The organism is Verrucomicrobiia bacterium (genome assembly GCA_035946615.1).
In the GTDB taxonomy this organism is placed as follows: domain Bacteria; phylum Verrucomicrobiota; class Verrucomicrobiia; order Limisphaerales; family UBA8199; genus DASYZB01.
Genome location: DASYZB010000009.1, coordinates 91314 through 104422 on the forward strand (window position 1 = coordinate 91314; position 13109 = coordinate 104422).

Annotated in this window: 15 protein-coding genes; 12 read left to right on the forward strand and 3 right to left on the reverse strand. The window is 57.4% G+C overall.

Translation table 11 applies throughout. The annotated features are described in order from the left end of the window. The first annotated feature begins 2 nt into the window (after nucleotides 1–2). The 3 genes from thrH to VG146_01505 all read left to right on the forward strand — a co-directional run bounded on the left by thrH (nucleotide 3) and on the right by VG146_01505 (nucleotide 3118). Nucleotides 3–614, forward strand: coding sequence for a bifunctional phosphoserine phosphatase/homoserine phosphotransferase ThrH (gene thrH, locus VG146_01495; protein ID HEV2391015.1), 612 nt, complete (start codon nucleotides 3–5; stop codon nucleotides 612–614). 51 nt (nucleotides 615–665) lie between these two features. After that, nucleotides 666–1775, forward strand: a complete 1110-nt coding sequence (gene ychF / locus VG146_01500) for a redox-regulated ATPase YchF (protein ID HEV2391016.1) — start codon at nucleotides 666–668, stop codon at nucleotides 1773–1775. 464 nt (nucleotides 1776–2239) lie between these two features. Then, on the forward strand, nucleotides 2240–3118 hold the full coding sequence (locus VG146_01505) for a LysR family transcriptional regulator (GenBank protein ID HEV2391017.1): 879 nt from the start codon (nucleotides 2240–2242) through the stop codon (nucleotides 3116–3118). Here VG146_01505 and VG146_01510 read toward each other — a convergent pair. Beyond that, nucleotides 3115–4212 carry a glycine cleavage T C-terminal barrel domain-containing protein gene (locus VG146_01510; protein HEV2391018.1) on the reverse strand — a complete coding sequence of 366 codons (1098 nt, stop codon included), beginning with the start codon at nucleotides 4210–4212 and terminating at the stop codon, nucleotides 3115–3117. The genes VG146_01505 and VG146_01510 overlap by 4 nt on opposite strands. Before the next feature lie 173 nt (nucleotides 4213–4385). Here VG146_01510 and VG146_01515 point away from each other — a divergent pair, with 173 nt between their 5' ends. The 8 genes from VG146_01515 to VG146_01550 all read left to right on the forward strand — a co-directional run bounded on the left by VG146_01515 (nucleotide 4386) and on the right by VG146_01550 (nucleotide 9048). Then, complete coding sequence (locus VG146_01515; GenBank protein HEV2391019.1) at nucleotides 4386–5018, forward strand: MotA/TolQ/ExbB proton channel family protein; 633 nt, start codon at nucleotides 4386–4388, stop codon at nucleotides 5016–5018. Next, nucleotides 5015–5434 carry a biopolymer transporter ExbD gene (locus tag VG146_01520; GenBank protein HEV2391020.1) on the forward strand — a complete coding sequence of 140 codons (420 nt, stop codon included), beginning with the start codon at nucleotides 5015–5017 and terminating at the stop codon, nucleotides 5432–5434. The genes VG146_01515 and VG146_01520 overlap by 4 nt, the downstream gene beginning before the upstream one ends. After that, a complete protein-coding gene (locus tag VG146_01525) occupies nucleotides 5431–6252 on the forward strand; it encodes a TonB family protein (protein HEV2391021.1) in 822 nt (273 codons plus the stop codon). The genes VG146_01520 and VG146_01525 overlap by 4 nt, the downstream gene beginning before the upstream one ends. 8 nt (nucleotides 6253–6260) lie before the next feature. Then, nucleotides 6261–6485, forward strand: a complete 225-nt coding sequence (locus VG146_01530) for a hypothetical protein (GenBank protein HEV2391022.1) — start codon at nucleotides 6261–6263, stop codon at nucleotides 6483–6485. 92 nt (nucleotides 6486–6577) lie between these two features. Continuing rightward, nucleotides 6578–7240, forward strand: coding sequence for an imidazoleglycerol-phosphate dehydratase HisB (gene hisB, locus VG146_01535; GenBank protein ID HEV2391023.1), 663 nt, complete (start codon nucleotides 6578–6580; stop codon nucleotides 7238–7240). A 91-nt stretch (nucleotides 7241–7331) separates the two neighbouring features. Continuing rightward, on the forward strand, nucleotides 7332–7967 hold the full coding sequence (locus tag VG146_01540; GenBank protein ID HEV2391024.1) for a sigma-70 family RNA polymerase sigma factor: 636 nt from the start codon (nucleotides 7332–7334) through the stop codon (nucleotides 7965–7967). Beyond that, nucleotides 7964–8464, forward strand: a complete 501-nt coding sequence (locus VG146_01545; GenBank protein ID HEV2391025.1) for a hypothetical protein — start codon at nucleotides 7964–7966, stop codon at nucleotides 8462–8464. The genes VG146_01540 and VG146_01545 overlap by 4 nt, the downstream gene beginning before the upstream one ends. A 119-nt stretch (nucleotides 8465–8583) precedes the next feature. Next, nucleotides 8584–9048: a hypothetical protein gene (locus VG146_01550; protein HEV2391026.1), complete on the forward strand. Its 465-nt coding sequence runs from the start codon at nucleotides 8584–8586 to the stop codon at nucleotides 9046–9048. A 248-nt stretch (nucleotides 9049–9296) separates the two neighbouring features. Here VG146_01550 and VG146_01555 read toward each other — a convergent pair whose 3' ends face one another. Then, nucleotides 9297–10199, reverse strand: coding sequence for an aldo/keto reductase (locus tag VG146_01555; GenBank protein HEV2391027.1), 903 nt, complete (start codon nucleotides 10197–10199; stop codon nucleotides 9297–9299). A 241-nt stretch (nucleotides 10200–10440) separates the two neighbouring features. Here VG146_01555 and VG146_01560 point away from each other — a divergent pair, with 241 nt between their 5' ends. Then, a complete protein-coding gene (locus VG146_01560; GenBank protein HEV2391028.1) occupies nucleotides 10441–12786 on the forward strand; it encodes a GH92 family glycosyl hydrolase in 2346 nt (781 codons plus the stop codon). Nucleotides 12787–12826: 40 nt separating this feature from the next. Here the strand turns inward: VG146_01560 and VG146_01565 are convergent. Beyond that, nucleotides 12827–13109: secondary thiamine-phosphate synthase enzyme YjbQ (locus tag VG146_01565; GenBank protein HEV2391029.1), on the reverse strand; the 283-nt coding region annotated here is incomplete at its 5' end.

A 13109-nucleotide genomic window follows, 5' to 3' on the forward strand; every position in this document is an offset into this window, starting at 1 on the left:
CGGTGAAACAGTCAATTGTCACATTGGATATGGAAGGGGTGCTGACACCGGAAATCTGGATAGCGGTTGCCGAGAAGACCGGCATCCCGGAACTGCGCCGCACAACCCGTGACGAACCCGATTACGACAAACTGATGCGAGGGCGCCTGGCAATACTGGACCGCCACGGGTTGAAACTAGCAGATATCCAAAGGGTTATTGGGCAACTTGAGCCATTGGCCGGGGCGAAAGAATTCCTCGATGAACTTCGTGCCATGGTCCAGGTCATCATCCTGTCCGATACCTTCGAGCAGTTTGCAGCACCGCTGCTGCGCCAACTGGGCTGGCCGGCGCTGCTGTGCCATCGATTGGTGACAGAAAACGATCGGATTGTGGATTATCAATTGCGTGTGCCGGAACAGAAGCAACGGGCGGTCGCCGCGTTCAAGCTGCTCAACTACCACGTCATTTCGGCCGGTGACTCGTTCAACGATACGACCATGCTCACCGAAGCCCATGTGGGGTTTCTGTTCCGCGCGCCGGACAACGTGAAGGGCCAATTCCCTGAGTTCGAGGCGGTCGAGACATACAGCGACCTGATGAGGCTAATCCGGCTGGCGATGGCCAGGACCTGAGAGCCGTTTTTCAGCGTGTTTCTTTTCTGCGCTTTTGGGTATCCTGTTCCCATGCTGAAGGCAGGAATCATCGGGCTTCCGAACGTTGGCAAATCGACGCTGTTTAACGCCCTCACGCGCTCGCATAAGGCCCCGGCGGAGAATTACCCCTTCTGCACCATTGACCCCAACCTAGGCGTGGTAACCGTTCCTGACGAACGCCTGCAGCCGCTGGCCGAGATCGCCAAGGTCAACACCCTGATCCCGACCACGATCGAATTCGTGGATATAGCGGGCCTGGTCAAAGGCGCATCGCAAGGGCAGGGGCTTGGCAATAAGTTCCTCAGCCATATCCGCGAGGTCGATGCCCTGGTGCATGTGGTCCGCTGTTTCGACGACCCGGACATTGTCCACGTCACCGGCGCCATCGACCCGCTGCGTGACATCGAAATCGTCTCGACCGAATTGGTGCTGGCGGATTTGGGGACGGTGCGTAAGCGCCTCGAGAAAATCGGGCGCGATGTCAAACGCGGGGAGAAGCAGGCGCTGCTTGAGGCGCGCCTGCTCGAACAACTCGGGGCGCACCTGAATGCAGGCAAACCGGCCAACACGCTCGCTACCCCGCTTGCCCCGGATGAGAAGGCCATTGTCCGCAGCTTTTTTCTGCTCACAGATAAGCCGACGATATTTGCGGCAAATCTCAAAGAATCTGAGCTGGCGGCTGCTGCAAGCAATCCGCGCGTAAACCAGGTGCGCGATTATGGCCGCGCGCACCACGCGTGCGAAACGATAGCGGTCTGCGCCCAACTCGAAAGCGACCTGGGGGACTTGAGCCCATCCGAGGGGCAGGAATACCTCAAAGCGCTTGGGGTGCAGGAGTCAGGCCTCTCAGCCCTCATCCGCAGCGCCTATCATCTGCTGGGATTGCGCACGTTTTTTACTGTTAATGAAAAAGAAGTGCGGGCCTGGACCCTTCACGCGGGAGATACCGCCATCAAAGCCGCCGGAACAATTCATAGCGATTTCCAACGTGGCTTTATCAAGGCCGAAACCGTCAACTGGGAGGACCTGGTCAAGCAGGGCTCGGTGCATCATGCGCGTGAAACGGGCCGCTACCGGATCGAGGGCCGCGATTACGTGGTACGCGATGGGGATGTCCTGCTGTTTAAAGTGAGCACTTAGCTGGAAACATGCAGAAAGAAAGTAGAGTAGAAAGGGAAGCGGGCCCGAGGACCAATGACCGCCGCTTCCCTCTCCCTAGTCGAACCGGGCGTGGAGATTTCCCCCATCCGGCTCTCGCCAGGGTCGGCTATTCCAGAAGGCGCTCAGAATGCGGCCAGTCCCAGGTGTTCCAGGTGAGTGTAGAGGCTAATGCCCTGTCTGGCCCGCCAGCCTCGCTGGTTACTCTGGCACAGGTGTTTGCCCAGACATACCGAGTTTCAGACAAAGTTTCCGACAAAGGGAGATGAGATCGTTATGAAAATGGCCAAACTCCACTGCATCGCGTAGCGACGCCTGAAAACCGAACCATGTTTGGGTCGAGGGCCAAGTCTACCTGCGCGGCACCGCTGCGCGGTTCACCGCCCCGGCTGCGATTGATTGCCGCGAGCCTTGACCTTAGACGGGGTTTTCTATTGAATGTTCTTATGCAAATCGAAAGTTTGAAAGTATTTTGCGACCTGGCTGAGACGGAGAGTTTTACCAAGACCGCCCAGATCAACAACGTCACCCAATCAGCGGTCAGCCAAACCATCAGCGCCCTGGAACGGGAGTTTCGTTCACTGCTGGTCGAACGGAGCCGGAAACATTTCCACCTCACCCCGGAAGGGCAGGTCCTGTATGATAAGAGCAAAGAGATCACCAAGACATTTGACGCCCTGGAGACCAAGCTCAAGGACGTCAAGAACGACATCTCCGGCAAGCTGCGCATCGCGACGGTTTATAGCATCGGCCTTCACGAACTGCCGCCGTATGTGCGCCGATTGCTAAAGGACTATCCGCACGTCAACGCCCATATCGAGTATCGCCGCTCCAACCAGGTTTATGAAGATGTGAAGAGCAATGCTGTCGATCTGGGCATTGTCGCTTATCCGAACCGCGATCCGAATCTGGAGCTGGTGTCGTTGCGAAAGGACCCTTTGGTTCTGATCTGCCATCCCCAACACCCCTTCGCGTCATTAAAAAGCATCAAGCTCAAGGCGCTGAATGGCCAGAGGCTCATCAGCTTCGAGCGCGACATCCCCACCCGCAGGGCCCTTGACAGGATATTCAAGCACGAAGGGGTGAAAGCCGAACACTTCCGCGAATTTGACAATATTGAAATCCTGAAGCGCGTGGTTGAAGTCGATTCGGGCGTGGCTGTTGTGCCGGAGCCCACGGTGCGGCGTGAGGTGGCAAACGGGACGCTGGTGGCGGTTCCTTTGGACGGCAAATATTCCCGCGACTTGGGTCTCATCTACAAGAAAAGCAAGGTTCTTTCGCCGGCGATGAAACAGTTCATCACATTGCTTAAGGAGCCGCTTTAGGTCGATTTGGAGAAAGGCTCGATGACGCAGAGGGCGCCGGCAGTTCCGGGGCCGGCACGCCATTCGAGTTCTGTGCCGGGTTGATTGCATTCTTTTCGCACATAGCCCAAAGCGACGCCGGCCTTCAGCCGCTGGGACTGGACGCTCGAAGTCACATAGCCCACTTCCTTGCCTTGGTGATAAAGCTTATCGCCCCGCGATGGGAGGGCCGTCACGGCGCCGGGCAGGCGCAAGCTGCGCAATTGCTTGTTCACATGGCCCATGGTGTGAATCCGGTTGAGGACCTCCTGGCCGATATAGCAGCCTTTGGTGTAACTGACCGCTGTGGCTTCAATGCCGCTTTCCTGGGGGAAATTCGTGTCATCCATATCCACGCCAAACCGGGGAATGCCATTCTCGATACGAAGCGTCTCGAAGGCTTCCCAACCGCAAGCCAGCCCGCCCATAACACGCGCCGCCGCCAGGAGTTTGTCTGCCGCCGCAGCGAGCGCCGCAACCGGCACGAACAAATCAAACCCGGCCGAATCCAGCCGTGAATGATTTATAAGGCAAAGTTCACCGAGGGTTTGATCACGCAAGCTGACTGAGGTCCAGTTTTGAGTTGGAACAGCGGGAAAGATTTTGAGTTCGTTGATGGCTTGCTCGGCCCGAGGCCCCTGGACGCTTAGCAGGCCATAGGATGCGGCAACATCCACAACCTGCACATCATCAGCGACGATGTACTTTTCCAGCCGTTGGGCTGCCATCGCGCCAAGCCCAGGCTCGAAATCGAGCAGCAACTCATCCGCTAAACAGAACACGTTCAGGTCGCTTTCCATTTTCCCCTTGGCGTTCACCAACGCCGCATAACAACCCTGGCCGGGGCGCAAACCCTTGATGTCGTTGGTAACCTGGCCATGCAGAAAACGGAGCCGGTCGCCGCCTGCCAGGCAGAGCCGGCTGCGAAAGCTCAAATCCAGAACACCGGCGCCTTCGCGCAGGGCGCGATATTCGCTCGATGTATCGCCATAACAGGTCACCAACTCGGCGTTATTTAAGCTCCCAAAGCCGGCCCCGAGCGCCTGGTGGAATTCATGCATAGCCAAGGTGTTCATCCTGCCGGCCAGTCTAAGCCGGAAACATGCAGAAAGAAACAGGAGGAAACGAAGGGAACGGAGATTTTTGTAGCACTTTTGCGGGCAACGGAGGCACAAACGGCGCCTCACCATTCAGTGAGCGTGCACACTTTGGCCTTTGAACGCAGGCGGCAAAAACATATAAAGAACCCATGCTGACATTGCCGGTGTTATTGTCCCATGGGGGACCGGTCCTTTATTTGATCCTGCTGACCAGCGCGGTTGGGGTAGTGGTTTTTATTGAGCGATTCCTCCACTGCCATAGGGCGCAGATCAACTCGACGGAATTCCTCAATGGTGTGCGCACGGTGCTCAAGCGCAACAATGTGGTCGAGGCGCTCTCGATTTGCGATGCCACCCCAGGCCCAGTGGCGCGGCTGGTAAAGACGGCCATCCTCAACCGGGGCCACGGGCGGGAGCGGGTGCGCGAGGCCCTCGATGAAGCGGGGTTGGCGGAGGTCCCGCGTCTGGAGGAAAAGCTCAATCTGCTGGCCACCATCGCCCAACTGGCGCCTTTGCTGGGGCTTCTGGGGACGGTGCTGGGCTTCATCCAGACCTTTGCCTCGATGCAGCAACAGGGCCTCTATGCGCATGTCGGTGATTTGGCAGGCGGCATTTGGCAGGCCCTGGTGTGCGCGGCTGCGGGCCTGGCCGTCGCCATCCCAGCCCATGCGGCCTATAATTACCTTGTCAGCCGCGTCAACTCAATTGTCCTGGATATGGAACGGGCGGCGACCGAGGCGGTGAATATCGTCTCCGAAGAAGCCAAGGTTGAGAGCCAATGAAGTTTCCCCGTAATGCGCGCATCTTCCGCGGCCAACTGGATGCAGCCCCGTTTGCGGCGGTGTTTTTTCTTTTGGTGATTCTGTGGATGGTCAGTTCGCTGGTTTATACTCCCGGCGTCCGGCTGCAATTGCCTTACGCGGGCGACTTGCCTGGCACTGACAAACCGACCGTCTCGGTGGCTGTCGATTCGGGTGGACGCCTGTATTTCGAAGACCAAATCATCGACGAAAACCAGTTGCGCGGCAGGCTGCGGGAAGCGGCAAAACAATCTCCCCAGCCCCTGACGCTCCTGGTGCAGGCCGACGAAAGCGTTAGTTTCAAATCGCTGATTCACCTGACGTTGCTGGCGCGCGACGCCGGCATCCCCGAGGCCTGGCTGGCCACCTTGCCTCGCCCGCTGGGGCCGCATCCATGAGCGCTCCGAACTCCGGCAGCCAGGCCATGGGCCCAGCGGCAGGGACCGCCCGGGGCTGGTCGCGCGGACGCTGGCTGACGCTGATAGCCTTGGTTTGCGGCGCACAGGTGGGTTTTATCTTTTGGCTCGGGGCACGCCATGAACCGGCCTCTCGCCAGGCCGCCAAAGGAGCGAATCTGCGGCTGGCGCCGACAAATTCGTCCGAATTGCTGACCTGGATGGACCCGACTCTTTTCGCCTTGCCGCATCGCCATGGTTTTTCGGGTCCGGGTTGGCTCATGGCCCCGCGTCAGGAATTTCAGCAGTTTGCATGGTCCGAACCGCCGCGGTGGCTGGAGCTGGAGGTCAGCCAGCTCGGCGCCCTGTTCAACCAATTTGCCGAAACCAATCCGCCCTGGTTCTCCCAAGCCGGCATCCACCTTAAACTGGAGTTGAAGATGCCCGAGATCGTTTCCGCTGAGTTGCCGGAGCACTCAAGCCTTCAGGTGGATGGGGCGCTGGCCAACCGGCTTTTATTGACGCCCGTTGAACTGCCCTCCTGGACAAATGCCGATTTGCTCACAAACACTGTGGTGCAAATCATGGTGAATGCCCAGGGAACGCCAGTCTCATTAACCTTATTGGTGAGCAGTGGACTCAAAGAAGCCGACGCACAGGCAATGCGTCAAGCCCGAGCGGCTCGTTTTGAGCCCGAGCGGCACGATACAGCCTCGACCCCGGTTGGCGCCTTATCAGGCCTGGTCTGGGGCGAGTTGGTATTTAAATGGCGCACCCTGTTGGGCGCGTCTGCGGGCAAGAGCCAGAATTCACCACACTAAATCGAGTCATGCCGATTCCTACGTTGATCCTGCTCTATGTGGTGGTCTTGCTCGCGGCTCTCACCCTGGTGGCCGTCTATGCCGAACTGCGCAGGCGCCGTTTCGAGCCGACCGCCAGCGCAGACCGTATCTTCCGCTGCAGGCGCTGCGGTTATGTCTATACCGATGACCCGGATGTGGACCGCTCGCGATGCTCGCAATGCGGCCAGATGAACGAGGCTATCGAGTTCTGAGCGGGGCCGACGCGGCCCCAGAGCATGCTGAAATGTCCTTCCGGCGTTTCCGGATTTGTTTTTGGCGGGATTCTCTGCTACAAAATCGCCCGATGATAAAGCGGCAAGCCCAGGTCCGGCGTACAACGACCGAGACCGACATCAAAGCCCAACTCAGAATCAGCGGCAAAGGCAGGGCCTCCATCCAAACCGGGCTCCCCTTCTTCGACCATATGTTGACCTTGTTCGCCCGGCATGCGGTGGTTGATCTGACGCTCCGTTGCCGCGGTGACCTGGGCGTTGATGCCCATCACACCGTCGAGGATTGCGGCATCGTGCTGGGAGAGGCCTTTGCCATGGCTTTGGGCGATAAAACGGGCATCAGACGGTATGGGACGGGTTTCGAGCCCCGTAACCCCGCTGCGGGTGAGGCCTACGTCCCGATGGACGAATGCCTGGCCCGGTGCGTCATTGACTTTAGCGGGCGGCCCATGCTGGTCTGGCGTGGTCTGGATGTTTTTGCCTACAAAAGACTTACCAAATCCGAGAAAACACAGGACATGTCCTCCGCTTTTCGATTTGGGCTGGCTCGCGAATTCTTCCAAGGGTTCGTCAACGCAGCGCGCTGCAATCTTCATGTGGAGCTGTTGTATGGGGATGAGCCACATCATATTACCGAAGCCCTCTTCAAGGCCTTTGCGCGCGCCGTGGATGCCGCCTGTCAAAAGGACCCGCGCATCGCCGGACGCTTGCCCTCGACCAAAGGAAAACTCTAAGGCCCGAAGAGCATGCTACCAAGCCACCAACGGCATAGAAGGCAGGAGACGTTTTGTAGGAGGAATTACGGAACCCAAACCGGGTCCCGATGTGTTGAATATCCCTCGGCCAGGGTCCGTCGAACCGATGACAGATAAAGGTCATTCGTCCGCAGATGATCAGACCTGCGTGCGCGCTGCGCAGCGGGGAGACATGGCTGCCTTCGAGGAGCTGGTCGCCCGGCATCGCGACAAGATTTACGCGCGGGCTTATAGTATGATGCGGAATGAAGAAGAAGCCGTTGATCTTTCTCAAGAAGCATGGGTCAAGGCCTGGCAGCGGTTGGCACAGTTCCAGGGCGAATCCAGTTTCGGCACGTGGATAACGCGGATCGTCATCAATCTGTGCCTGGATCAGTTGCGCAAGCAAAAGCGCCAGCGGACCGAGTCCATCGAGGAGATGAACGAGGAATCCGGCGGGGTAGAGCGCCAAATGCCGGTCGTGACCTCCAACCCGACGGCGGGTTTGGAACGGAGCGAATTGCGGCAGCGTATCGACCGAGCATTGAGTCAATTGTCTTATGAACATCGAACGGTGCTGGTGTTGCACGAGTTCGAAGAACTGGAATATAAAGAGATAGCAAAAGTGATGGGCTGCTCAATTGGCACAGTGATGTCCCGGTTGTTTTATGCGCGCCGGAAGCTGGCAGCTCTGCTGGCGGAAATAAAAAAGGAAAACTGGAGATGATGGAGTATCAGGAACAACTTAAACTTCAGGCTCATTTGGATGGGGAACTGTCCGAAGCCGAAGCGCGCCAGGTTGTCGAGCGGCTGGGGCGTGACCCGGAGGCGGCCTCTTTATTTGCCGAATTGAGCCAAACCCGGGAAGCGGTTGCCGGGTTTGAACAGGGCATCACGCTGCCCGAAACGCGAGAATTCTATTGGTCCAAGATCGAGCGGGACATCCGCCGGGTGGATAGGGCTGGACGCGACGAGGCGCCGGTGGGTGTGCTGGCGCTTTGGCAACGGCTGCTAGTGCCTGCCACCGGGCTGGTTTTGGTGGCGCTGGCTTGTTTTCTTGGCATCCGCAGCTTCCATTTCAGCACACCGGCGGTCGAAACGGCAGTAACCGATGCAGGCACATTCACCTATCACGACTCTTCGGCCGGCGCCACATTGGTTTGGCTTTCTTACCCTGCAGAGCGGGAAATCCCGGGTGAAGACGAATTCACCGCCTTGCAATGAATTCATGAGCAAACCCCGGAGCTAGGGGTAGTACTGTGACACAGAAGTTTCGAGATAGAGTGCCTCCTCTCCCTAGCCCTCTCCTCCAAAGGAGGAGAGGGAATTGCTTTCCGACGCATGTGGCGAAACTGAGTTGCCAGTTTACCAGAGTTTTCTCAGTGGCGGCGATGCTGCTGTTGGTTGATGTTGCGTCCTTCGCGCAAGGGGCCGATTCGAAGTTTGAAGCGACCCTTGTTTGGGGGACCAACGAGAGCAAACCCCCTGCGGGCAAAGACTACAAACCCATCGAGGCAGACATACGGAACAAATTACGCGACCTGCCGCTCAAATGGACTAATTGGTTCGAGGTGCGGCGGCGAAGCTTTCGGGTGCCCCCCTCCGACAGCAGAGAAGTTGCTGTAAGCGACAAGTGCCAGTTGGATGTGAAAACGGTTGGCAATGAGGCGGTGGAAGTATCGCTAATTGGCAAAGGCAGAGAGGTGGTCAAGCGCAAGCAAACATTGGCGAAAGGGGAGATGCTGGTATTGGGAGGCAACGCGCCCAATTCGACCGCCTGGCTGGTCATTTTAAAGCGGACGGATTAGCGCTATTGGCTGAAGAGCCCCAGAGACTCCGTCATGGAGTCAGCAATCCGTTCTTTGGAAGCGAGGTTAGGTCATCGAGATATATAGGGTAATAGACCACCCTCGACCTCGTCAGTTGAGTTGCAAAGGACTAGGCGAATCAGGGAATTGCAGCACAGGCGGCTTGTGTTTCTCTTCGAAGCGAAGAGTCCTGAGGGCATCCAGGGTGGCTTTGGCCACATTAGCTGGATTACGGGCGCCGAGACCGCTTAAGCCGCGTCTGCCAACGCCGCGTTCATCCGCTGAATGGCCTCGTCAACCTCGCCGGTGCTCTTGAAACCGATAACGACTGCGTCTAATTCGGGGCGCGACATGGCAAACCGGATGGATTTTTCGCGGTCTTCAGCCTGTATGAATTCCCCATTGCCGATGATCTTCATGCCGATGATACCACGGCCCTTGGCTCGCATGGTTTGGATTTCAGCCAATACAGGGGCCAGGTCGTGGCCTGGTTCATTCCAGGTTTCAGCCATGCCATCGATGTGGTTTGCCTGGGGATTGACCCGGACCAGGTGCACCTCGGTCCAAGTTGAATTCGTGGCGGCGCGGAGAGCCGGAAGGCTGTGACACGAAACGCCTTTGGCCAAAATCCACTTCTTCTGCTTTGCCTCGTCAAAGCCATCCATGATACGTTTCCAATTGTCGGTCCAGCTGTCTTTAACCATGCAATGGATGAGCATGCTATCGACGTAATCGGTGTCGAAGACTTTGCGGTGGTGATCGATTGCTGCCAAGACATCCTGGGGTTGGCCGGGGACTTTGGACTGGATGAACAGCTTCTCGCGGGGCAGGCCCTTGATTGCGCCGCCCAGCCACTGGAAGGTCTGGTAGCTTTGGGCGCAATCCAAATAGGTAATGCCCTGGTCATACGCATGGTGGATGAGCCGGTTGAAACCTTCCTGGCCCAAGGCGTGCTGCACCTGGCCGCTGTTGCTGCCCGTGCCGAAGCCCAACCGGCTCAGGTGGAGACCGGTCTGGCCCAGCGCCACCCGGTCCACAGCGGTGCGTCGCGCCCGAGGACGCACTGCGGAACAGGCACTCAAGACCAGCCCACCGGCGGCGGCAGCGGATCGTTCGAGGAATTGACGGCGGCTAAGAGTTTTGGTTTTCATAGTTTGGTTCTCGATGAGGTTTGAGCCACTGTAATCCCTTACTCCTGAATGTGCAACGGAAAGCGCTTATACCCTGTAATCGGTTAGTGACGGCGGGCGCTGCCGCCTAAAGGCGGCGTTCCGCGCGTCCGGAACGCCGGCTTCAGCCGGCAGCCCCGTAGTCACTGAGGCATTACTATACCCTGTGGGCGAAAACAGGTTTGACTTCGGACGAGAGGCGAGGGCTTGTATTGCACGTTTTATGACAACAATCCGCACGGTTGCGTCTCTCTCGCGCTTTCAACAGCTTCGGCGCCTTGTAGCCGGTTTTATCCTCCTGTTGGGGCCGCTGGCAGTGCTCGGGGGCGGCGTCTCGTCCGGGCATCTCTCTGATTATATTCGCCCATTCGTCGGCACGCAGGGCGAAGGCAACACGTATCCGGGTCCCTCCGCACCCTTCGGAATGGTTCAACTCGGACCGGATACGGACCGGGATTTATGGGAAACGGCATCGGGCTACGAATACTCCGACACCTCGATTATGGGTTTTAGCCTGACGCATCTGACCGGCACAGGGATTCCGGATTTGGGAGATTTCCTGTTCATGCCGCAGGTTGGCGCGCCGAAGCTTGTGGCCGGGACGAAGGCAGACCCGGACGCGGGCTATCGGGGGCGCTATTCGCATGAGCAGGAAGAGGCCTCGGCGGGTTATTACAAGGTCAAATTGCTGAACAACGATGTCACCGTCGAGCTGACGGCCGGGGAACGGGCGGGGATGATGCGCTTCACGTTCCCTCAAAGTGACGAGGCCTGGATCATGACCGACATGCAGCATTTCCTGAGCGGCAAACGCTTCCATTTGATTTGGTCTCACCTGCGGGTCGAGGACCGCTCAACCATTACCGGTTTCCACCTGATCAACGGTTGGGCCAGGGAGCGTTATCTTTATTTTGCAGCGCGTTATTCCAAGCCCTTTGATCGCTATCGCATCATGAACAACGGGGTTGAAGCGAAGTACGACAGCTACCGGACATATCGTTTTCGCAGCCGGAACGAAGCAGCGGGCACGAACCTGCAATTTCTGGCCGGTTACAACACAAGTCCCGGCGAGCCGATCCTGGTGAAGGTGGCCGTCTCGGCGGTCAGCGCGGCCAATGCCCTGCAGAATCTCGATTCAGAAATTCCGCCTGGCGACTGGAATTTCCAACGGATGGTGGATGCGACCCGGCGACAATGGGACCAGGAATTGAGCAAGATTCAGATCGAAGGGTCGGAGGAAGAGAAAGAGACTTTTTATACAGGAATGTATCACGCCTTCCTGGCGCCCAACCTGTATGAAGACGTTACCGGCGAGTATCGCGGGGTGGATTCAAATATTCATCACGCAAAAGGGTTCAAAAATTACACCGTGTTCTCGCTCTGGGATACTTATCGGGCAACGCATCCGCTCTTTGCTCTGATTCAAGCGCCCCGGGACGCGGACATGATCAACTCATTGCTGGCCCATTACGATCAGAGCGTGGACCACCTCCTGCCCATCTGGTCGCTGCAAGGCAATGAAACCTGGTGCATGATCGGCTATCACTCCGTGCCGGTTATTGTCGATGCTTACTTGAAAGGCGTCAAAGGATTCGACCCCAACCGTGCTTATGACGCCATCAAGACCACCGCGCTCAATCCCGATTACGATGCGGTCTCGGCCTATGCCCGGCTCGGCTGGGTCCCTTGCGATGAAGAAAACGAATCTCTTTCCAAAACCCTCGAATACGCCTTCGACGATTTCTGCGTGGCGCAGATGGCAGAGGTTCTGGGCAAAACAGACGATTACCACCAGTTCATGAAAAGGGCCTGCTGCTATACGAACCTCTACGACCCGGGCATCGGCCTGATGCGGCCCAAGGATTCTCATGGCCAGTGGCGCGCGCCGTTCGACCCGCATTTTTACAATGAGAATACGATGAGCAACGATGTGACCGAAGGCACCAGTTGGCAGTTCTCCTGGTATGTTCCCCAGGATGTGCCGGGCCTGATCCGATTGTTCGGCGGCAAGGAAAGGTTCGCCCAAAAGCTCGATGAGTTGTTTACCTTTCACGAGGCGGACAAGAGCAAAGGGGTTGAGGACATCCAGGGCCGAATTGGTGAGTACTGGCATGGCAACGAACCCAGCCACCACATCATTTATCTCTACTGCTATGCGGGCCAACCCTGGAAAGCCGCTCAAAGGTTGCACCAGGTGATCGATACGCAATACGGCAACAAGCCCAATTCGCTGAGCGGCAATGATGACTGCGGCCAGATGTCGGCTTGGTACCTCTTCACCGCTTTAGGCTTTTACCCCGTTTGTCCTGCCAGTGATTATTATGCGATCGGCAGCCCCGCGGTGCCCAAAGCCGTCATCCGCCTCTCCAATGGGAAGAAATTCACCATGATGGCCGAAGACCTTTCGCGCGAAAATATCTATATCCAGTCAGTCCGGTTGAACGGGAAGAATTGGGAAACGCCTTTTCTTCCCTATCGCGAATTGAAACGAGGCGGCACGTTGATTTTCAAGATGGGCCCCCAGCCCAGCGATTGGGGAACCAAAGGGGCGCCGGAGAAGCCGTTTTAAACAGGAGAACCCCCTCACGCCGGCTCCTGCCGTTGCTCTCTTATTCCCCAATAATTTTCACCAGCACGCGTTTGCGGCGTCTGCCGTCAAATTCACCGTAGAAAATCTGCTCCCAGGGACCAAAATCCAGCTTGCCTTTTGTGATGGCGACAACGACTTCGCGGCCCATGACCTGGCGTTTCAAATGCGCATCCGCGTTGTCTTCCCCGGTGCGATTGTGGTGATACTGTGAGGTGGGTTCGTGGGGCGCCAGCTTCTCGAGCCAAACCTCATAATCGTGCAGAAGACCGTCCTCGGCGTCATTTATATACACGGAGGCGCTG

Excerpts from the sequence above, each read along its gene's own strand:
- ychF (HEV2391016.1), top strand. The coding sequence starts at position 666 with ATGCTGAAGGCAGGAATCATCGGGCTTCCGAACGTTGGCAAATCGACG.
- VG146_01505 (HEV2391017.1), top strand. The coding sequence starts at position 2,240 with ATGCAAATCGAAAGTTTGAAAGTATTTTGCGACCTGGCTGAGACGGAG.
- VG146_01510 (HEV2391018.1), bottom strand. The coding sequence starts at position 4,212 with ATGAACACCTTGGCTATGCATGAATTCCACCAGGCGCTCGGGGCCGGC.
- VG146_01515 (HEV2391019.1), top strand. The coding sequence starts at position 4,386 with ATGCTGACATTGCCGGTGTTATTGTCCCATGGGGGACCGGTCCTTTAT.
- VG146_01520 (HEV2391020.1), top strand. The coding sequence starts at position 5,015 with ATGAAGTTTCCCCGTAATGCGCGCATCTTCCGCGGCCAACTGGATGCA.
- VG146_01525 (HEV2391021.1), top strand. The coding sequence starts at position 5,431 with ATGAGCGCTCCGAACTCCGGCAGCCAGGCCATGGGCCCAGCGGCAGGG.
- VG146_01530 (HEV2391022.1), top strand. The coding sequence starts at position 6,261 with ATGCCGATTCCTACGTTGATCCTGCTCTATGTGGTGGTCTTGCTCGCG.
- hisB (HEV2391023.1), top strand. The coding sequence starts at position 6,578 with ATGATAAAGCGGCAAGCCCAGGTCCGGCGTACAACGACCGAGACCGAC.
- VG146_01545 (HEV2391025.1), top strand. The coding sequence starts at position 7,964 with ATGATGGAGTATCAGGAACAACTTAAACTTCAGGCTCATTTGGATGGG.
- VG146_01555 (HEV2391027.1), bottom strand. The coding sequence starts at position 10,199 with ATGAAAACCAAAACTCTTAGCCGCCGTCAATTCCTCGAACGATCCGCT.
- VG146_01560 (HEV2391028.1), top strand. The coding sequence starts at position 10,441 with ATGACAACAATCCGCACGGTTGCGTCTCTCTCGCGCTTTCAACAGCTT.